This is a genomic window from Pseudomonas sp. BTN1 (assembly GCF_001907715.1).
Lineage (GTDB): Bacteria > Pseudomonadota > Gammaproteobacteria > Pseudomonadales > Pseudomonadaceae > Aquipseudomonas > Aquipseudomonas paracarnis.
On sequence record NZ_MPBM01000038.1, the window covers coordinates 65,701 to 83,515 of the forward strand.

22 protein-coding genes are annotated in these 17,815 nt (G+C 59.9%); 8 read left to right on the forward strand and 14 right to left on the reverse strand.

Going from position 1 to position 17,815, the window contains the following annotated elements; genetic code table 11:
• The first annotated feature begins 16 nt into the window (after nucleotides 1–16).
• From BMH52_RS18915 to BMH52_RS18925, 3 genes are all read left to right on the forward strand, one after another.
• Complete coding sequence (locus BMH52_RS18915; RefSeq protein WP_038450212.1) at nucleotides 17–712, forward strand: AzlC family ABC transporter permease; 696 nt, start codon at nucleotides 17–19, stop codon at nucleotides 710–712.
• Nucleotides 709–1,020: an AzlD domain-containing protein gene (locus BMH52_RS18920; protein ID WP_014718527.1), complete on the forward strand. Its 312-nt coding sequence runs from the start codon at nucleotides 709–711 to the stop codon at nucleotides 1,018–1,020. The genes BMH52_RS18915 and BMH52_RS18920 overlap by 4 nt, the downstream gene beginning before the upstream one ends.
• A 172-nt stretch (nucleotides 1,021–1,192) precedes the next feature.
• On the forward strand, nucleotides 1,193–1,546 hold the full coding sequence (locus tag BMH52_RS18925; RefSeq protein WP_032903026.1) for a hypothetical protein: 354 nt from the start codon (nucleotides 1,193–1,195) through the stop codon (nucleotides 1,544–1,546).
• A gap of 147 nt (nucleotides 1,547–1,693) precedes the next feature.
• Here BMH52_RS18925 and BMH52_RS18930 read toward each other — a convergent pair whose 3' ends face one another.
• From BMH52_RS18930 to BMH52_RS18975, 11 genes are all read right to left on the reverse strand, one after another.
• Nucleotides 1,694–2,398 carry a YoaK family protein gene (locus BMH52_RS18930; protein WP_014718525.1) on the reverse strand — a complete coding sequence of 235 codons (705 nt, stop codon included), beginning with the start codon at nucleotides 2,396–2,398 and terminating at the stop codon, nucleotides 1,694–1,696.
• A gap of 69 nt (nucleotides 2,399–2,467) precedes the next feature.
• Nucleotides 2,468–4,102 (reverse strand): ATP-binding cassette domain-containing protein, encoded by a 1,635-nt coding sequence (locus BMH52_RS18935; RefSeq protein ID WP_073844671.1) that lies wholly within the window; start codon nucleotides 4,100–4,102, stop codon nucleotides 2,468–2,470.
• 133 nt (nucleotides 4,103–4,235) lie between these two features.
• Nucleotides 4,236–5,276 (reverse strand): DNA topoisomerase IB, encoded by a 1,041-nt coding sequence (locus BMH52_RS18940; RefSeq protein WP_072434596.1) that lies wholly within the window; start codon nucleotides 5,274–5,276, stop codon nucleotides 4,236–4,238.
• Between the two features lie 74 nt (nucleotides 5,277–5,350).
• Nucleotides 5,351–6,430, reverse strand: coding sequence for a molybdenum ABC transporter ATP-binding protein (gene modC / locus BMH52_RS18945; RefSeq protein WP_073844673.1), 1,080 nt, complete (start codon nucleotides 6,428–6,430; stop codon nucleotides 5,351–5,353).
• A gap of 5 nt (nucleotides 6,431–6,435) precedes the next feature.
• Nucleotides 6,436–7,116 (reverse strand): molybdate ABC transporter permease subunit, encoded by a 681-nt coding sequence (gene modB / locus BMH52_RS18950; RefSeq protein WP_019817081.1) that lies wholly within the window; start codon nucleotides 7,114–7,116, stop codon nucleotides 6,436–6,438.
• A complete protein-coding gene (modA, locus tag BMH52_RS18955; RefSeq protein ID WP_014718520.1) occupies nucleotides 7,117–7,869 on the reverse strand; it encodes a molybdate ABC transporter substrate-binding protein in 753 nt (250 codons plus the stop codon).
• Between the two features lie 112 nt (nucleotides 7,870–7,981).
• On the reverse strand, nucleotides 7,982–9,046 hold the full coding sequence (locus tag BMH52_RS18960) for a nitronate monooxygenase family protein (protein WP_072434593.1): 1,065 nt from the start codon (nucleotides 9,044–9,046) through the stop codon (nucleotides 7,982–7,984).
• A gap of 71 nt (nucleotides 9,047–9,117) precedes the next feature.
• Entirely contained in the window at nucleotides 9,118–10,191 is a 1,074-nt protein-coding gene (gene ada, locus BMH52_RS18965; RefSeq protein ID WP_060767800.1) for a bifunctional DNA-binding transcriptional regulator/O6-methylguanine-DNA methyltransferase Ada, read from the reverse strand.
• 75 nt (nucleotides 10,192–10,266) lie between these two features.
• Nucleotides 10,267–10,932, reverse strand: coding sequence for a DNA oxidative demethylase AlkB (alkB, locus tag BMH52_RS18970; protein WP_072434592.1), 666 nt, complete (start codon nucleotides 10,930–10,932; stop codon nucleotides 10,267–10,269).
• 3 nt (nucleotides 10,933–10,935) lie between these two features.
• Nucleotides 10,936–11,103, reverse strand: coding sequence for a hypothetical protein (locus BMH52_RS29325; protein ID WP_014718516.1), 168 nt, complete (start codon nucleotides 11,101–11,103; stop codon nucleotides 10,936–10,938).
• 26 nt (nucleotides 11,104–11,129) lie between these two features.
• Entirely contained in the window at nucleotides 11,130–11,432 is a 303-nt protein-coding gene (locus tag BMH52_RS18975) for a DUF1883 domain-containing protein (RefSeq protein ID WP_003191319.1), read from the reverse strand.
• A 212-nt stretch (nucleotides 11,433–11,644) separates the two neighbouring features.
• On the opposite strand from BMH52_RS18975, the gene BMH52_RS18980 reads away from it, so the two are divergent.
• Complete coding sequence (locus tag BMH52_RS18980) at nucleotides 11,645–11,995, forward strand: hypothetical protein (protein WP_003191317.1); 351 nt, start codon at nucleotides 11,645–11,647, stop codon at nucleotides 11,993–11,995.
• Nucleotides 11,996–12,140: 145 nt separating this feature from the next.
• Complete coding sequence (locus BMH52_RS18985) at nucleotides 12,141–12,371, forward strand: hypothetical protein (RefSeq protein ID WP_003191314.1); 231 nt, start codon at nucleotides 12,141–12,143, stop codon at nucleotides 12,369–12,371.
• Nucleotides 12,372–12,376: 5 nt separating this feature from the next.
• Here BMH52_RS18985 and BMH52_RS18990 read toward each other — a convergent pair whose 3' ends face one another.
• Nucleotides 12,377–12,658 carry a hypothetical protein gene (locus tag BMH52_RS18990; RefSeq protein WP_003191312.1) on the reverse strand — a complete coding sequence of 94 codons (282 nt, stop codon included), beginning with the start codon at nucleotides 12,656–12,658 and terminating at the stop codon, nucleotides 12,377–12,379.
• A gap of 139 nt (nucleotides 12,659–12,797) precedes the next feature.
• Entirely contained in the window at nucleotides 12,798–12,983 is a 186-nt protein-coding gene (locus BMH52_RS18995) for a hypothetical protein (RefSeq protein ID WP_003191311.1), read from the reverse strand.
• Nucleotides 12,984–13,294: 311 nt separating this feature from the next.
• Here BMH52_RS18995 and galU point away from each other — a divergent pair, with 311 nt between their 5' ends.
• Together galU and gorA are read left to right on the forward strand one after the other, a co-directional pair.
• A complete protein-coding gene (gene galU, locus BMH52_RS19000; protein WP_003173830.1) occupies nucleotides 13,295–14,134 on the forward strand; it encodes a UTP--glucose-1-phosphate uridylyltransferase GalU in 840 nt (279 codons plus the stop codon).
• A 105-nt stretch (nucleotides 14,135–14,239) separates the two neighbouring features.
• Nucleotides 14,240–15,598: a glutathione-disulfide reductase gene (gene gorA, locus BMH52_RS19005; protein ID WP_072434591.1), complete on the forward strand. Its 1,359-nt coding sequence runs from the start codon at nucleotides 14,240–14,242 to the stop codon at nucleotides 15,596–15,598.
• Here the strand turns inward: gorA and BMH52_RS19010 are convergent, their stop codons facing one another.
• Nucleotides 15,599–16,606, reverse strand: a complete 1,008-nt coding sequence (locus BMH52_RS19010; RefSeq protein WP_072434590.1) for a DNA-binding protein — start codon at nucleotides 16,604–16,606, stop codon at nucleotides 15,599–15,601.
• A gap of 169 nt (nucleotides 16,607–16,775) precedes the next feature.
• Between BMH52_RS19010 and BMH52_RS19015 the strand changes: the two genes are divergently transcribed.
• Nucleotides 16,776–17,708, forward strand: a complete 933-nt coding sequence (locus tag BMH52_RS19015) for a site-specific integrase (RefSeq protein ID WP_073844675.1) — start codon at nucleotides 16,776–16,778, stop codon at nucleotides 17,706–17,708.
• The last annotated feature ends 107 nt before the right edge of the window (nucleotides 17,709–17,815 follow it).

A 17,815-nucleotide genomic window follows, 5' to 3' on the forward strand; every position in this document is an offset into this window, starting at 1 on the left:
CGATGAGCCGTTTTCCATGCCCACTGCATTGCCTCATTACGCCTTCACCCGCGGCGCCATCGCCGTCATTCCCTTATCCCTGGCCTGTGCGCCCTGGGGGTTGCTGGCCGGCTCCATGGCCATCGACGCGCAATTTACCCCGCTGCAAGCCCAAGGCTTGTCTGCCATTGTGTTTGCCGGTGCCGCACAACTGGTGGCCATCGGCATGGTCAAGAGCGGTGCCAGCCTGATTTCCATCGTGCTGACCACCTTGCTGCTGACCTCCCAGCACCTGCTCTATGGCATGCATATGCGTCCTACACTGTCTTCGCTCAACACCCGCTGGCGCATGAGCCTGGGGTTTTTGTTGACCGATGAATTCTTTGCCCTGGTCAACCACTATGACCGCCAGACCTTCAATCGCTGGTACGCCCTGGGCGTCGGCCTGACGTTTTACCTGATCTGGAACCTCTTCACCCTTGCCGGCATTGTGCTGGGCAAGAGCATTCCCGGCCTTGATCAATTGGGGCTGGAGTTTTCGATTGCCGCGACCTTTATCGCCTTGATCACCCCCGTGGTGCGCGACGTGCCCACGGTGGTATGCGTTGCCGTGGCACTGCTGAGCTCGGTCTGGTTGAGTTATCTGCACTGGGAGTCGGCGGTGGTGGTCTCGGGTGTGTTGGGTATGAGCGCGGGTTATGCCTGTAAACGGCTGGGAGTGGGGCAACGATGATTTACCTGATGATTGTGGCCATGGGCCTGGTGGTGTTCTTCAACCGTTACCTGTTTATCGAGCCACGCTTGCCGGTACGGCTCAATCGCGGCGCGCGTGAATTCTTGGGCTTCGCCGTGCCGGGTATGCTCACGGCGATCTGCGGGCCGATTATTTTTCTGGCTGACCATCGGCTTAACCTGAGCCCGAGCAACCCTTACCTGCTGGCCGGCATCTGCGCCGTGGCGTTGATGTACTGGACGCGCAGCGTATTGACCACCGTGCTATTGAGCATGGCGCTGTTCTATCTGTTCCGTTGGTGGTTTTGATACCCAGGCAAAAAAAAGCCCGCGGGGTGGCGGGCAGAAGGGAGACTTCCAAAAAATGAGCCTGGCCACTATAGGCGGCGTGTTTGCCTTTCACAGTGAAACAAAGTTCATGGGCGCGTCAGTTGGCTTTCGCACAGTGGTAGAGTCACGGTTTTTCCAAGGAAGCAATGGCATGCACAAAGTGGTAATAGGCGCATTGATACTGGCGGCACTGGCCGGTTGTGCAGGTTCCAAGATGAAAGAGGCGCGCGCAGGCAGCCCCTACAAGACCCTGGCATCGGACAAGGCCACTCTGGTGGTTGCCCAATGCATCCAGTTCGGTTGGCAGGATGAAAGCGTGTTCGGCATCGATGCCGGCGGCTTCAAGGAAGCGACCGAGGCGGGTGGTTTTACGGTGTACACCACCGGTGGCGATTACTTTGTCGATGTACTCAGCACCGGCGCGGGTTCTACGGTCAACTATTATGCTGCTCAGGACACTATGCCGGCCAAACGTCGCCTGGCAGCACTGGCCACTTGTCTGTAAGTCGGTTGCCTTAGTCATATTCCGAAACGCCTGGCGGGACAGCCGCCGGGCATTGGCTTATGATTCACTCGCTCGTTCGACGTGATGGCTCTTTACCGGTACACGGATGTCGAGGCTTAAACGTCGAACGAGCTCCTCCACCCCACCTCAACGGGGCATGAAACCCAAGTGCCAGCGTCGCGGAATCAACAGTGTCGCCACCCCCAAGGCCCCAGCCAACGCACCACTGACCCACAATGCGCGCAGGCCCATCTGCTGTTCCAGCAGTGCACCGATCACAGCGCCAATGAACATTCCGCCCCACGGAATCAATTGCACGCGCCAGCCATTGCGGCGCTCGCCCAATAACCAACGGCCCAGCCCGCGACCAAAGCGTGACAGCGCTCCGGTGACGTAGGTCAGCCCCACCGGTAACCCGTTTACCTCCTCGACGGCCGCATTGAGCATGCCCATGGCAATGATCGCTGCGAGCAACGCGGGCAAGGTATCGGTCGATGGCCACAACGCCGCAGCACAGAGCAAGGCGCCGATGCACAGCAATAAGGGCAACGCATGGCGCTTGCTGAAACGGCTGACTAGCACGCCCAAGGCATTACCGACCACGAAGGTGGCAACCAGCAGCACCAGCCGCCCGGTGAGCCCCAGGTCGCCCGCACTGATGGCCACCGCCAGGCGCGTGGTGTTACCGCTCATGAACGAGACGAAATCGCCGCTGGCCATAAAACCGATGGCATCGGTCATACCCGCCAGCACCGACAGACAAGCCACCAGCATCAAACCCACCCGCCCGCGCCAGCGCTGTCGATGGGCGAGCGTGGCATTGGTGTAAGGCTTGCGAGACGAAGGCAGCATGGGGCCGGTTTCCTCGGTGAGATTATCCGGCCACTACCGTAGGACGCTTTGCCTGTCTGCGCAATAACCTCAGACACGCTCCAGTTGCCAGCCGGTGGCGTGCCACGTCAGGTGGTGAGTCGGCTCAATCGCCTGCAAGAATGCCTCGTCGTGTGATACGGCCAGCAGCGCGCCGGCAACCCCCTTCAATGCCTGCTCAAACGCCAGCACCGACTCCAGGTCCAGGTGATTGGTGGGTTCATCCAATAACAGTAATTGCGCCGGTGTCTCACGCCACAAGGCTACCGCCATCGCAGCTTTCAAGCGCTCGCCGCCGCTGAGTTGCCCTGCCGGCTGCGTAACCCGCAGCGCGTCCAACTGCAACAACGCCAGACGTGTGCGCAGTTCGGCTTCGGCCAGGGGCGTGTCGAGCAGGTTGAGTTGCTCGACAAGGCTGCGACGGTCGTCCAGCAGCGCCAGGTGCTGATCGATGTACGCGCTGGGCACCGCTACGCTGCACTCGCCACTGACCGCCTGCCAGTGGCCGGCTAGCACTTTGAGCAAGGTCGATTTGCCGCAACCGTTCGGCCCACGTACGGCAACGCGAGCCGGGCCTGTCAGGTTGGCCGTCAGGTAGCTGGCGGGTGCCAAGGGATCAAGCCAGGGCAATTGCGCCTGCTCCAGCACCAGTACCTGGCGGCCATTGGGGACGGTCGAGCCTGATAATGCGAGCAGTGTGGGCGTCTCATCCACCACGCGCTCGTACGCCTGGCGTACCTGGGCGTCGAGTTGGTTTTTGCACGCATGATGGGCGCTGCGCACGCTGCTGACGACCTCCGTTGCTGCGCTTTTCCAGCGCGCCTTGGTAAAGCGGTCGACGTTGGCGGTCTCGGCCTGTTTACGTGCGCGTGCGGCGTGGCGCTGCAGGTCGTCGTGATCTTTTTGCAGGCGCCGACGCTCGCGGCTGCGGGCCAGACGCGCCTGTTCCCACGCAGCAATCGCGGCCTGCTGATGAGTGTCGCGTTGCTGGCGATAGGCATCGTAGTTGCCGCCATACACTTGAATGCCCAGGGGCGACAGCTCGATGATGCGGCCCATGGCATTGAGCAACTGTCGATCATGGCTGACCACCACCAGGCCACCGCGCCAATCGCGCAACACACGCAACAGCCAGTCGCGCCCGTCAGCATCAAGATGGTTGCTGGGCTCGTCCAGAATCAGCAACTGCGGTGCCGCCAACAACGCCCCGATCAGCGCGACCCTGGCAAGTTGGCCGCCGCTGAGTTGATCGGCCGGGGTACTGCCACTGAGAGTCTGCAAACCCGCTGCATCCAGTGCCTGACGCAGGCGTTCGGCGAGGTCCCAGCGATCGTCGATCAGTTCCAGGTCACCGAGGCGTGCATCGCCCTGGCCCATTCGCTCAAGGGCAGCCAAGGCCGCGGCAGTTGCGGTGATATCGGCGATGGTTTGCCCTGGTTGAGCCGTGATGGCCTGGGGCACATAGGCAACATGGGCCGGTTTTTTCAACGTCCCGCAGGAGGGCAGCAGCACGCCGGCCATCAACTTGGCCAGGATACTTTTGCCCCGTCCATTGCGCCCGACGATACCGGTAGGCGTTTGATCAATGGACAGGTTCACGTCGGCCAGCAAGGTTTCGCCATTGGCGAACTGGAAAGACAGGTGTTGCAGGGAAACAAGTGCGGGCAGCCGTTTGACGTCAGTCATCAGCACCTCCAAAAAAATGTCGAACAGGCCAACAAGCGCGCCAGGCGGCTCGTTGCAGATACATTTTGGAAGGCTTAGTTGTTCACGTCGGCGGTCATCCCGTGAGTCAGAAGGGAGGCAGAGCCTAACCCACCTAAACTTTGTGCGGCAAGTCTTCGGCCAGTTTTTCCAGGAACATTGCCAGCGCAACTTCTTCGGCTTTCAGGCCTTTGCGCACTCGCGGCTTGGGCAGCTTCGACAATTCACCGAGGCTGAAATGCTCAAGCACCGCCGGGTGGATATAGCACTTGCGGCACACCGCCGGCGTGTTGCCCAGCTGCCGGGCGACATCCTTGACCATCGCCACCACATGCCGCTTGGCGTCGGATTCGGGCTGCCACGCCAACTCGCGCAACACCGCCAGCGCCATTGCTGTGCCGGCCCAGGTGCGGTAGTCCTTGGCGGTAAAGTCTTCGCCGGTCAGGCGGTGCAGGTAGTCGTTGACGTCCTGGGAGCTGACGGTATGCCGCTCACCGTCTTCGTCCAGGTACTGGAACAGGTTTTGCCCTGGCAATTCCATGCAACGCTTGACCACCCGGGCCAGGCGCCGATCCTTGACGCTGACTTGGTGCTCCACGCCACTCTTGCCACGAAACTGGAACTGGATCTCGCTGCCCTTGATGTCCACATGGCGGTTGCGCAGGGTGGTCAGGCCGTAGGATTTGTTTTCGCGGGCATATTGGGTATTACCGACGCGGATCAGCGTGGCGTCCAGCAACATCACCACCGTTGCCAACACCTTTTCGCGGGTAAACCCTGGCTCGGCAATTTGTGCTTCGAGCTGTTTGCGCAACCTGGGCAAAGCGGCGCCAAAAGCCTGCAAGCGCGAGTACTTGTCGCTGTCGCGCACCTCGCGCCAGCGTGGGTGGTAACGGTACTGCTTACGGCCACGGGCGTCGCGGCCGGTGGCTTGCAGGTGGCCGCGAGGGTCGGCGCAGATCCACACATCGGTGTAGGCGGGTGGCACCGCCAAGGCGTTCAGGCGTTTGATTTCGTCCGCGTCGGTAATGCGCTCGCCTTTGGCGTTCAGATACTGGAACTTGCCTCGCACTTTTTTACGGCGGATGCCGGGCTGGGTGTCATCCACATAATGCAGGTCGCGAGGCAGGTCGGCGGGTAACGAAGAGTCAGGCATGGGGCGGTTTCCTTGGCAACAAATCAGGCCGGTATGTCTGATTGACCGCAGCGCCCTGCGGTCGTGCCAAATGCTTAAGCCAGTACGGCCACCGCCTTGATTTGCGCCCACAACGTCTGGCCCGGATGCAGTTGCAATTGGTCGCGGGAGAAGCGCGTGATGCGCGCCAGTAACGGCGTGCCGCCGGCGTCCAGGCGCACCAGCACATGGGCGCTGTTGTCCGCGCCGATAGTCTGGGTGACGGTCACCGGCAAGCGGTTGAGGATGCTGCTGTGTTCTTGGGCCTGCAGGCTCAGGCTTACATCCCGCGCCTGGACCTTGACCCGCAGCGGGTTGCCCACCGCCAGCGGGACATGGGCCACGCGCATCTGCAACGGGCAATCGGGCAACTGCAGAGTGAGCAACTGATAGTGCGCGTCGTAGGCAACGACGCTGCCTTCGATCACCACACCGGCATCGTCGCCCAGCGCCAGGGGCAGGTCGAGGCGCGCCAGGGTCTCGCCGATAGGGCCGCTGGCCAGGGCCTTGCCGTCGCTGAGCAGGACGATATGGTCGGCCAGTCGCGCCACTTCGTCCTGGGCATGGCTGACGTAAAGCACCGGGATATCCAGTTCGTCGTGCAGGCGTTCCAGGTAAGGCAATATCTCGCTTTTGCGCTGGCTGTCCAGGGCCGCCAGCGGTTCATCCATCAACAACAGCTTGGGGCTGGTGAGCAAGGCGCGGGCAATGCCGATGCGCTGGCGCTCGCCGCCGGACAAGTGTTGCGGATGACGCTCAAGCAAGTGCCCGATACCCAACAGTTCGGTGGCCTGGGCCATGTCCACGCGCCGTTGCGGGCGTGGGATACGTTTGAGGCCGAACTCCAGATTGGCGAGCACCGACAGGTGAGGAAACAGGCTCGCCTCCTGGAACACATAGCCCAGGGCGCGTTTATGCGGCGGCACAAACAGCCCTTTGCGGCTGTCTTGCCACACCTCGTCGTTGATTTGCACAAAACCGTGTTCGGCGCGTTCCAATCCGGCGATGCAGCGCAGGCACGTGGTCTTGCCGGAGCCAGAATGCCCGTACAGCGCGCTCACGCCACGGCCGGGCAATTGCAGGTCCACATCCAGTGCGAAGGCGGAGTATTTCAGGTGCAGGCGTATATCCATCATCGCGATCAACTCCAGCCCATCTTGGTTTTACGGCTGGAATAGAGCACCAGCAACACGAGGAAGGCGAATACCACCATGGCCCCAGCCAGCCAATGGGCCTGGGCATATTCCATGGCTTCGACGTGGTCGTAGATTTGCACCGAGACGACACGGGTCTTGTCCGGGATATTGCCGCCGATCATCAGCACCACGCCGAACTCACCAACGGTATGGGCGAAGCCCAGAATCGAGGCGGTGATAAACCCAGGGCGTGCCAGCGGCAGGATCACCGTGAAAAACGTGTCCCACGGGTTGGCGCGCAAGGTCGCGGCCACTTCCAGCGGGCGCGTGCCGATGGCAGAAAACGCATTCTGCAACGGCTGCACCACGAAGGGCATGGAGTAGATCACCGAGCCAATCACCAGCCCGGCGAAACTGAAGGTGAGGGTGCCCAGGCCCAGCCACTGCGTGAATTGGCCGACGTATCCATTGGGCCCCATGGCCAACAGCAAGTAAAAGCCGATGACCGTTGGCGGCAACACCAACGGCAGTGCGACCACTGCGCCGATGGGGCCGCGCCACTTGGAACGGGTGCGCGACAGCCACAGGGCGATCGGTGTGCCGATGATCAACAGGATCAGGGTGGTCAGCGAGGCCAGTTTGAGGGTCAACCAGATCGCAGAAACATCAGCACTTGTCAGGGGCATTTACAGCTCGTAACCGTAGGATTTGATAACGGCAGCCGCTTTCGGGCCTTTGAGGTAGTCCACCAGGGCCTTGGCGGCGGCGCTGTCTTTGCCCTTGTTGAGGATTACGGCGTCCTGTTTGATCGGGTCATGCAGGGAGGCCGGAACAATCCACGCCGAACCGCCGGTGACTTTGCCGTCTTTGTAGATTTGCGACAAGGCCACAAAACCCAGCTCGGCGTTGCCGGTAGACACAAACTGATAAGCCTGGGTGATGTTCTGGCCCTCGACGAGCTTGTCCTTGACCTTGTCAGTCAAGCCTTCCCTGGCCAGTACCTGGGTGGCGGCCAGGCCGTAGGGCGCTGTTTTGGGGTTGGCGATGGACAAGTGCTTGAATTGGTTTTTCTTCAGCACATCACCCTTGGCATCCACATAGCCTTCTTTGGCCGACCACAGCGCCAGGGTGCCGACCGCGTAGGTGAAGCGTGAACCCTTGACGGTAGCGCCTTCGCTTTCGAGTTTTTGCGCGGTGGTGTCATCGGCGCTGAGGAACACTTCAAACGGCGCGCCATTCTTGATCTGGGTATAGAACTGCCCAGTAGCGCCGTAAGCCGCGACCAGTTTGTGGCCGGTGTCTTTCTCGAAGTCGGCGGCAATCGCCTGGATCGGGGCGGTGAAGTTGGCGGCCACGGCCACCTGCACTTCATCGGCATGGGCCGTACCCAAGGCAAAGGCGGCAAGCAGGGGGGCCAGGCGCGAAACGCGGGTCATCATGAAGCAACTCCTTGAAGGTGTACGGCAGGTTGTAGGTAAAGAGGCTTACCGCTATGTATGGGAATATATAGCGGTAGGCTATTGCCGGTACAGCACCAAGTTGCTGCGCAGGTCAGTCGCGGGTGAATCTGGCTATCGCGTGCTCGGCCAATTCGCGGGTCAGGTCATAGGTGGACAGGTCTTTGCCCAGCCTCAGGGCCTGGCCTGCCCACAGGTTGCTGAAACCGGCTTCATCCTTGGCCTTGAGCGGCATTAATGCGCCTCCGGCTTTGGGGAACGCCGGCGCCGCTGGGTTGATTGCGCCGAGTTCACGCATCACGCGGTTGACGATGCCCCGCGCCGGGCGGCCGGTGAACAGGTTGGTCAGCGCGGTTTCGCTGGCCTGGGCATGGCGCAGCGCATGGTGATGGGCGGCGCTTACAGTGGCTTCGGGCGTGAACAGATACGCCGTGCCGATCTGCACCGCCGAAGCGCCGAGGGCAAAGGCCGCAACGATGCCGCGTGCATCGGCGATTCCGCCCGCAGCAATCACCGGCACGCTGACCGCGTCGACAATCTGTGGCAACAGCGCCATCAAGCCGATCTGGCTATTGAGGTCATCGCTGAGAAACAGGCCACGGTGCCCACCCGCTTCGATGCCCATGGCGATGATCGCGTCGCAGCCGTGCTGTTCCAGCCACACGGCTTCCTCGACGGTGGTGGCCGATGACAGCACCTTGGCACCGGTGGCTTTTACCCGGTCCAGCAAAGACTTCTCTGGCAGGCCAAAATGAAAGCTCACCACTTCTGGCCGAAACGCTTCCACCACCTGGCAGGCTGCGTCATTGAACGGCGCACGGTTGGACACCGGGGTTGGCGCATCAAAGTCGGCGCCCAGTTCATGGTAGTAAGGTTGCAGCAAGGCCTTCCAAGCCTGATCCCGCGCGTCATCGACATCGGGCGGTTGATGGCAGAAGAAGTTGACGTTCAGCGGCGCATGATTGGCCTGGCGAATGAGGGCCAAGGCCTCGCGCAGTTGCTCCAGGCTCAGCGCCGCCGCAGGCATGGAGCCCAGGGCACCGGCTTGCTGAGCGGCGATGACCATGGCGGTGGTCGTCGCGCCAGCCATCGGCGCCTGGATGATCGGCACCTCAATGCCCAACAGGTCAAGAATGCGGGTGTCTGGCCAGGTGCTCATGGGTTGCTTCTCCAGCGTTAGTAGGGCTTTTCGCTGTTTTAGCAGGGCAATCAGCACCCGGCCAGTCTGTTTTATTCACTGGACGGGAGCGGCCTTTTGTGGGGCTGGGTTTCGCGCTCAAGTAACTGGCGCTTGCGCTCTACGCCCCAGCGGTAGCCCGACAGCTCGCCATTGCTGCGCACCACGCGATGACAGGGAATCGCCACCGCCAGGTGGTTGGCACCACATGCCTGGGCCACGGCGCGAAAGGAGGAGGGGGCACCGATACGCTCGGCAATCTGCGCATAACTGGCGGTGCTGCCCGCCGGGATTTCGCGCAACGCCTGCCACACCCGTTCCTGAAAAGCTGTGCCGCGCAGGTCCAAGGGCAAATCCAGGCCCACGGCAGGGGCCTCGACAAAGCCGACGACCTGGGCCACCAGTTGTTCGAACCCCTGATCCGCGCCGATCAACTCAGCCTTGGGAAACTGGTCTTGCAGGTCGCGCACCAGTTTGTCCGGATCATCACCCAATAAAATCGCACACACGCCACGTTGGCTTTGCGCCACCAGAATCGCCCCCAGCGAGCACTGGCCAACGGCAAAGCGGATGGTGTTATTGGCGCCGCCGCCTTTGTAATCTCGCGGTTTCATGCCGAGCACTTGGTCGGCGGCTTCATAAAAGCGGCTATTGGAATTAAAGCCCGCGTCGTACAGGGTGTCTGTCACCGAATGCTGGCCCTTGAGGCCGTCGCGCACTCTGCGCGAACGCAGGGCGCTGGCGTAACCCTTGGGGGTCAACCCGGTGTTGGCTTTGAATACGCGGTGGAAGTGAAACGGACTCAGCCCGGCGGATCGGGCGAGCGCGTCCAGGCTAGGCGGGGTTTCGGCTTGTTCGATTTGCCGACAGGCCTCGGCCACCAATTGCCCATGGTGAGCGGCCAACTGGGTCTGGTCGCCGGCAGCGCGTTTGCTGGGACGATAACCTGCTGCCTCGGCCTGCGCCGGCGTATCAAAAAATTCGACATTTTCCGGGCGCGGTAAGCGTGAAGCGCTGCTGGGGCGACAATACACGCCGGTGGTTTTCACGCCGTAGACAAATAGCGCGTCAGCCTTGGCATCACGGGCAATAATGGCAGCCCAGCGCGGATCGTGTTCGTTGTTCATGGCCTGCACTCTTGACGGTTCAGGGGCAGATTAAGCCTGCCGCTCGCCATCGACACTCCGAAGCTTGCGGTCAAATTAACCGGCGGTGCGAAAGGTCAGGTTGATGCGCTGCGGGCCCATGACCGGATGCACGCCGTCCTTGATCGGCATCACGCCATGAAAGCGCAGGCGATCAACGCCGCCCCACACCACCACATCACCATGAAACAGCGAGACCTTTTGGGTTTTGTCGCTGCGCGAATGGCCACCGAACAGGAAAATCGCCGGCAGCCCCAGGGACACCGAGACCACGGGCGCGCTGTAGTTGCGCTCGTTCTTGTCCTGGTGCAGGGACATTTTCGCCCCCGGTACGTAACGGTTGATCAGGCAGGCATCGGGTAGAAAACCGCTGAAGCCGGCCTCGATTGCCGCTGTCACGGCCAGTTGGCGCAACGTCTCGGGCATGGCGGGCCAGGGCTGCTGGTTGCTCGGGTCGAGTGGGCTGTAGCGATAGCCGCCGGCGTCGGTGGTCCAGCCCAGCTCGCCGCAACTGCTCAGCGCCGCCGACATGGTAAAGCCGCCGGGGGTGACCATCTGCCGAAACGGTGATTGAGCCAGGACACGCCGCAGTTCAGGCAATAACCGCTCGATCCAGGGCAAGGCATAGCCCCTCAGTACATACGACTCTTCGCCAATTTGCTCGCGCCCGGCAGGCTGTTGCAGGGCCTCATCGGCAAACAAATCGGCGGTAGGGCCTGGCATGGCTTACAGCGCCTTGCTCACGTTGATGTCGGTGATTTCGTCGCTGGCATCATGAATTTTTGCCAAGGCTTGCTTGGCTTCTTCGACGCTGTTGTTTTGCAACTGGGCAAATTCAAAGCGGCGTTCGCCGTTGAGCTTGTACTTGATGACGTATTTGGTTGTGGTGGTCACAGCTTTTTTCCTGTCAGGTGTTCGGGTCAGCTCAGCTTGCTGCTGGTACGACGAACGATACGGATCTTGTGGGACAACGCAGGCTTGCGGGTCACGCTGATGGCGCGACGGGTCACCACATCCAGGGTGATGTTCCAGAAGCCGGTGCTGGGCGCGGTGATCTTGGCCGGGAATTTATCAAATGCGCCGCCGTGGTAGGTATGGCGGCCGCCATTTTTGAAGCTGCGAAAGTTCGCATCGCTCATCAGGCGAATATTGCAGGTCTGCGAGCATTCGATGACGACAATGTCTCCCTCGTTGAGGTGCTCACGCTGGTGGATGAATTTCATGGGGTGTCTCCAGAAGGGCTTTTTCTGAAAAATCAGAACGATACGTAGGTTAAGATGGAGTTTATCAGCCCCAGCGCGTTTATTATCGGGCCGTCGTCGACGACTTCGACAATTTAAAACAGTTATTTACCGAGTTATCACAGATAAATCCTACGTTGGTGGGAGAAAATTACCATCCCCGCTGTCGTAGGGTCTTTATCGGAGGTTTTTGTATGAAGTGGAGTGTGTTGGTGCTGGCCTTGGCAATAGGTGGGTGTGCTTCGGTTGCAGATATCAAGCAGACCCCGCCAACATTGGTGGTCATATCAGGGAAGAAGCCGCAGGAATATGCGGCGTGTGTGGTGCGCAAATTGGAGGCGACCCGTCGGCCGCCGCAGATCGAGCCCCATAAAGACGGCATTCAGGTGATCGTGCCGCAGAAGTTCTCGGCAGACCCGTCGGCGATCTTTGAAATCGAAGACCGCTCCAGCGGTAGCAGCATCAAGCTTTATGAAAGCATGTCCAATGTGCCGATCCGCCCGGGCGACGTGAAGAAGGCAGGGGAAGAGTGCATTTCCGGTTGAGCCACAGGCCCACCCCTCAAACCCGATAAAAAAAGCCATCACCCTGCAGGGACGGCCTGCATCCGTTAAACTGTCGGGCATTCACTACAAAGATGCTGCTCAAACCCTGGGTTTGAGCGGCATTTGTTTTTCTGGAAAGCCCGTTATGAAACGAGAACACGTCAAAGCCCGCCATGCCGAAGGGCAGATTTCGGCCACCCATGTCATCCAGAACCCCGCCGATCTGGGCGAGTGGATCGTGTTTTTCAAGAAGAGCGGCGGGCGCAGCTACTTCCTGGTGGACGAACAGGATGAGGTCGAATCATTTGCTCGCCTGGATGACTTGATCGAAACCCTGCGTGGCCTGGGGATCAAGTTTGCTGAAGTGCACCTGTAGCAGCGTTACTTGCAGACCACCACCACGCTACGGCCTTTGAAGTTGCCCACGTCCTGGCCCAGGGTCTTGTCGCTTTCCTTGAGCGCCGGCGTGCCATTGGTGCCGACGATGCGGTAACCGGTGCCGGCGCAGGATGCGTCCGCCTTTTCGTAGCAACTGGCCCATGAATTGGCCTCGCCCGAGCAATCGATGGTCAAGCCTTGTTCACCATTTTTCAGCAAGGTGTCGGAAGCGGTGGTGCAGCCGGCGAGTGCCAGTACTGCGGTCAGTGCCAGGATTTTTTTCATAAAGGTTCGTCATCGAGGGTATTGGAAGGGCGCGCTGACACTGTCGTGGCGTTGTTGAAGGTTATAGCGAACTGCCATCTAGGTACAGACAAACAAAAAAGCCCCGCTTAACGGGGCTTTAAAAGCGGTGCAACGAGGCTTACTTGGTTTTCGGCCGCTTGCTCGATGCATGGCCTGCCTCATCTACAAACACTTCGGCGACGGCGATCGCCATGCTTTCGGTCTCGAATACGCCGGCAACGCTGTCACCGTGAAAATTGATCAAGTGCCAGCCGTCCGCTCGCTTCGTGATCAGGTAGCCGTTTACACCTTTTGGTTCTGACATCTGTTGGCAATCTCGCGGTCTTGGTTCAAGGCGCCCATGATAGCGCCAAATGCCGGGGCGGGGCGCAAGTTGTTGCGGGTCAGTGCCAGGGGCGCAAAAGCGTGCTAAAACCAATGCAGCCCCTCTAAACAAGGGGCCAAGTCGGATTCTGGCCGACCGTTGGTGATGCGCTATGCAGCATCAGCGGAACTTACGCCGACATTTTTTCTCTATGATGACATTGCAACGCCAGCAGGACCCCATTGTAAGGTGACTGCGGCCTGATTAGACTGCGCCGAATTCCGTACGCACAGCCCTTTGTAAGGACTCATATGATCAAGAAATGCTTGTTCCCAGCAGCCGGTTACGGCACTCGCTTCTTGCCAGCGACCAAAGCCATGCCCAAAGAAATGCTGCCAGTGGTGAACAAGCCACTGATTCAGTACGGTGTGGAAGAGGCACTGGATGCCGGTTTGAACGAGATCTCCATCGTCACGGGTCGTGGTAAGCGCGCGCTGGAAGACCACTTCGACATCAGCTATGAGCTGGAAAACCAGATCAAGGGCACCGACAAGGAAAAATACCTGGTCGGTATCCGTAAACTACTCGACGAGTGCTCGTTCTCCTACACCCGTCAGACTCAGATGAAAGGCCTCGGCCACGCCATCCTCACCGGCCGCCCGCTGATCGGTGATGAACCCTTCGCCGTGGTCCTGGCGGACGACCTGTGCGTCAACCTGGAAGGCGACGGTGTGCTGACCCAGATGGTCAAGCTCTACCAGAAATACCGTTGCACCATCGTTGCGGTAATGGAAGTCAACCCAACCGAAACCAATAAGTACGGTGTTATCGCCGGCGACGATATTGGCGATGGCCTGATCCGCGTACGCGACATGGTCGAAAAACCAGCACCGGAAGACGCGCCATCGAACCTGGCGATCATCGGTCGTTACATCCTCACGCCGGACATCTTCAAGCTGATCGAAGAAACCGAGCCAGGCAAGGGCGGCGAGATCCAGATCACCGACGCTCTGCTCAAGCAAGCCAAAGACGGTTGCGTGATTGCCTACAAGTTCAAGGGCCAGCGTTTCGACTGCGGCGGCGCTGAGGGCTACATCGAAGCGACCAACTTCTGCTACGAGCATTTCTACAAGACGGGCAAGGCTTACTGATTCACGCTTGCCGGTACGTTTTAAGCGAAAGCCACCTTCGGGTGGCTTTTTCGTTTTTCAGCCCCATGTAAGTCGGTATGCTGGTGTCCTGCCGAGGAGAGTGAAATGGCCTACGATTTTGACCTGTATGTAATTGGCGCCGGTTCCGGCGGTGTTCGCGCGGCGCGTTTTGCCGCAGGTTTTGGCGCCAAGGTGGCGGTGGCCGAGAGCCGCTACCTGGGTGGCACCTGTGTGAACGTCGGCTGCGTGCCAAAGAAGCTGTTGGTGTACGGCGCGCATTTTGCCGAAGACTTTGAACAGGCCAGCGGCTTTGGCTGGTCCCTGGGTGAGGCGAACTTTGATTGGGCGACCCTGATCGCCAACAAGGATCGTGAGATCAACCGCCTCAACGGTATCTATCGCAACCTGTTGGTCAACAGCGGCGTGACCCTGCATGAAGGGCATGCACGCCTGGTCGATGCCCATCAGGTGGAGATCAACGGTGAGCGCTTCACTGCCAAGCACATCCTGATTGCCACCGGCGGCTGGCCGCAGATCCCTGAGATTCCAGGGCGCGAGCACGCCATTGGCTCCAATGAGGCATTCTTTCTTAAAGAGCTGCCCAAGCGCGTGCTGGTAGTGGGTGGTGGTTATATCGCCGTTGAGTTCGCCGGCATCTTCCACGGCTTGGGCGCCCAAACGTCATTGCTGTATCGCGGCGATCTGTTCTTGCGCGGCTTTGACGGTTCGGTGCGCAAACACCTGCAAGAAGAGCTGACCAAGCGCGGCCTGGACTTGCAGTTCAATGCCGACATTGAGCGCATCGACAAGCAGGCTGACGGCAGCCTCAAGGCCACTTTGAAGGATGGCCGCGTGCTGGAAGCCGATTGCGTGTTCTACGCCACTGGCCGCCGTCCGATGCTGGATAACCTGGGCCTGGAAAATACCGGGGTCAAACTGGACGAGCGCGGTTTCGTCGCGGTGGATGATCTCTACCAGACCGCCGAGCCGTCGATCCTGGCGATTGGCGATGTGATTGGTCGTGTGCAACTGACGCCGGTGGCCCTGGCTGAAGGCATGGCCGTGGCGCGGCGGTTGTTCAAGCCCGAGCAATACCGCCCGGTGGATTACGCCAATATCGCGACGGCGGTGTTCAGCCTGCCGAATATCGGCACAGTCGGCCTGACTGAAGAGGATGCACGCCAAAATGGCCACAACGTGCAGATCTTTGAAAGCCGGTTCCGGCCGATGAAGCTGACCCTGACCGATTGCCAGGAAAAGACCTTGATGAAGTTGGTGGTCGACGCCGACACCGACAAAGTGTTGGGTTGCCACATGGTCGGCCCGGATGCGGGTGAGATCGTGCAAGGGCTGGCGATCGCGCTCAAGGCGGGCGCGACCAAGCAGCATTTCGATGAAACCATCGGCGTGCATCCTACGGCGGCGGAAGAATTCGTCACCATGCGCACGCCTGTGGCGCCCTGATCAGCTTGGCTCTGCTGCCTCTGGCACCGTTGCAACGACGGTCGCCAGGCGCAGGGCTTCGATGCTTGCCTGGGCCTTGATCAGGTCCAGCTCAAGCGCCTTGTTGTGCTGCTGATATTCAAGCAGTGACGCTTGGCGCGATTGGCTGTCCAGCACGGCAACCCGTAGGCGCTCCTGGAGCAGGGTGCGCTCGCTGTCGATCTGGCTGAGCTGTTCCTTGAGTTTCAACTGTAGCGCCTGGTCCTGGCGAGCGTGCTCCTGCAGCGTATTCAATTCCTTGGTTGTCACTCGCTGCTCACTCAGCAGGCGCTCGTTGTCGCGATGCAGTTGCGTGATTTCGTCCTGGCGCACCAGAGCGCTTTGCTGGGCCTGACGCAATTCGGCCTGTACCTGTTGCAACTGGCCCTCATGGCGACGCTGTTCCTGTTCACGCTGCTCCTTGATGGCAGTGCGGTAATGCTCAAGCGCATCGCGGGCGTGCAGGTGTTTTTCTTCCAGTGAGCGAATCTGCTCGTCTTTGTCGTTGAGCCTTAGCTCGTAGTCGCTGCACGCCTGGCTCAGCCCGGCGTTACGGGTTTGCTCGGTCTGCAGGCTGGTGCTGGCGGTTTGCAGCGCCGCGCTTTCTTCAGCGAGGGCAGCGGCCTGGATATCAAATTGCTGTTTGAGTTGGGTGTGCGCTTCTTCTAGGGTTTCTAACTGGGCGAGCAGGGCGGCTTTTTGTTGCTCGAATTGCGCCAGGGCCAGGTCGATCGGCTCTTGGGCCTTCTCTTTCAGGCGTTGGGACAGGCGTGCGACCAGTTCACCAAGCTCATCGTCGATCGGCGCTTGGGTGATGGTCTGGCGCGTCTCACTTTCGTCCAGCTCTTTCAAATAGCGATGAATGGTGGTTTTCGAGCCGGTATTACCCATTTCGATACGCACCGCATCGATGCTGGGGTTTTCGCCACGGGCGAGGATCGCCAGGCGTGCCGTTTGCACTACTGCTTTGTTTATGCCGCCGCGAGCCATGGGGTCTCCGTCGATTTAGTACTGTGGTACATGGTATGTATATACATACTATAACATTATTAAAAACTCGTTGAAATTCATGATTTAACAGATGGGATATTGGCGTATTATCCCGTGTCATAAGCATTTTCATCAGCCATTCACCCGTCAGCGGTACGAAAAGACGCCTATGAGCGACCTGGACCGATATCTCAACGCTGCCACCCGCGACAACACGCGCCGCAGCTACCGCGCGGCCATCGAGCATTTCGAAGTCAGTTGGGGAGGGTTCCTGCCGGCCACCAGCGACAGCGTGGCGCGCTACCTCGTGGCGCATGCCGGGGTGTTGGCAGTCAACACCTTGAAACTGCGGCTCTCGGCCTTGGCGCAATGGCATACCAGCCAAGGGTTTGCCGACCCGACGAAGGCGCCGGTGGTACGCAAGGTGCTCAAGGGCATCCGCGCCGTGCACCCGGTGCGGGAGCGGCAGGCCGAGCCTTTGCAGCTCACGCAGTTGGAGCAAGTAATCGCCGCCCTGGACATTGAAGCCAAACAGGCCAGCGAGCATCACGACCCGCCGCGCTTGCTGCGGGCCAAGCGCGATGCTGCGCTGATTCTGTTGGGCTTCTGGCGGGGTTTTCGCAGTGATGAGCTGTGCCGATTAAGCATCGAGCACGTGCAGGCCGTGCCAGGCGCAGGCATTAGCCTGTACTTGCCACGCAGCAAAAGTGACCGTGACAACCTCGGCAAAACCTACCAGACCCCAGCGTTGCTCCGGCTGTGCCCGGTGCAGGCTTATAGCGAGTGGCTCAGCGCCTCGGCTTTGGTGCGCGGCCCGGTGTTTCGCGGCATCGACCGCTGGGGCAACCTGGGTGAGGAGGGCTTGCATCCCAACAGTGTGATCCCGTTATTGCGCCAGGCCCTTGAGCGCGCAGGCATCCCCGCCGATCAATACACCAGCCACTCCCTGCGTCGGGGCTTTGCCACTTGGGCGCATCGCAGTGGTTGGGATTTGAAGTCCCTGATGAGTTACGTCGGCTGGAACGACATGAAATCTGCGATGCGCTATGTTGAAGCGACGCCGTTTCTGGGCATGACCCTGGCAACCCAACCGCTGATTTGAGATTTTTTCTATTAATAGCGTCACCTGATAGAGAAACCCAATCGTCAGCATCAGGTTTGCCAATGAGCCATCGACCGAGAGAGCCGGTAGGATTCACCTCATCAACT

Bases quoted from the DNA above. Each gene is read 5' to 3' on its own strand.
- BMH52_RS18915 (WP_038450212.1), top strand. From the start codon at position 17: ATGCCCACTGCATTGCCTCATTACGCCTTCACCCGCGGCGCCATCGCC.
- BMH52_RS18920 (WP_014718527.1), top strand. From the start codon at position 709: ATGATTTACCTGATGATTGTGGCCATGGGCCTGGTGGTGTTCTTCAAC.
- BMH52_RS18925 (WP_032903026.1), top strand. From the start codon at position 1,193: ATGCACAAAGTGGTAATAGGCGCATTGATACTGGCGGCACTGGCCGGT.
- BMH52_RS18930 (WP_014718525.1), bottom strand. From the start codon at position 2,398: ATGCTGCCTTCGTCTCGCAAGCCTTACACCAATGCCACGCTCGCCCAT.
- BMH52_RS18935 (WP_073844671.1), bottom strand. From the start codon at position 4,102: ATGACTGACGTCAAACGGCTGCCCGCACTTGTTTCCCTGCAACACCTG.
- BMH52_RS18940 (WP_072434596.1), bottom strand. From the start codon at position 5,276: ATGCCTGACTCTTCGTTACCCGCCGACCTGCCTCGCGACCTGCATTAT.
- modC (WP_073844673.1), bottom strand. From the start codon at position 6,430: ATGATGGATATACGCCTGCACCTGAAATACTCCGCCTTCGCACTGGAT.
- modB (WP_019817081.1), bottom strand. From the start codon at position 7,116: ATGCCCCTGACAAGTGCTGATGTTTCTGCGATCTGGTTGACCCTCAAA.
- modA (WP_014718520.1), bottom strand. From the start codon at position 7,869: ATGATGACCCGCGTTTCGCGCCTGGCCCCCCTGCTTGCCGCCTTTGCC.
- BMH52_RS18960 (WP_072434593.1), bottom strand. From the start codon at position 9,046: ATGAGCACCTGGCCAGACACCCGCATTCTTGACCTGTTGGGCATTGAG.
- ada (WP_060767800.1), bottom strand. From the start codon at position 10,191: ATGAACAACGAACACGATCCGCGCTGGGCTGCCATTATTGCCCGTGAT.
- alkB (WP_072434592.1), bottom strand. From the start codon at position 10,932: ATGCCAGGCCCTACCGCCGATTTGTTTGCCGATGAGGCCCTGCAACAG.
- BMH52_RS18975 (WP_003191319.1), bottom strand. From the start codon at position 11,432: ATGAAATTCATCCACCAGCGTGAGCACCTCAACGAGGGAGACATTGTC.
- BMH52_RS18980 (WP_003191317.1), top strand. From the start codon at position 11,645: ATGAAGTGGAGTGTGTTGGTGCTGGCCTTGGCAATAGGTGGGTGTGCT.
- BMH52_RS18985 (WP_003191314.1), top strand. From the start codon at position 12,141: ATGAAACGAGAACACGTCAAAGCCCGCCATGCCGAAGGGCAGATTTCG.
- BMH52_RS18990 (WP_003191312.1), bottom strand. From the start codon at position 12,658: ATGAAAAAAATCCTGGCACTGACCGCAGTACTGGCACTCGCCGGCTGC.
- BMH52_RS18995 (WP_003191311.1), bottom strand. From the start codon at position 12,983: ATGTCAGAACCAAAAGGTGTAAACGGCTACCTGATCACGAAGCGAGCG.
- galU (WP_003173830.1), top strand. From the start codon at position 13,295: ATGATCAAGAAATGCTTGTTCCCAGCAGCCGGTTACGGCACTCGCTTC.
- gorA (WP_072434591.1), top strand. From the start codon at position 14,240: ATGGCCTACGATTTTGACCTGTATGTAATTGGCGCCGGTTCCGGCGGT.
- BMH52_RS19010 (WP_072434590.1), bottom strand. From the start codon at position 16,606: ATGGCTCGCGGCGGCATAAACAAAGCAGTAGTGCAAACGGCACGCCTG.
- BMH52_RS19015 (WP_073844675.1), top strand. From the start codon at position 16,776: ATGAGCGACCTGGACCGATATCTCAACGCTGCCACCCGCGACAACACG.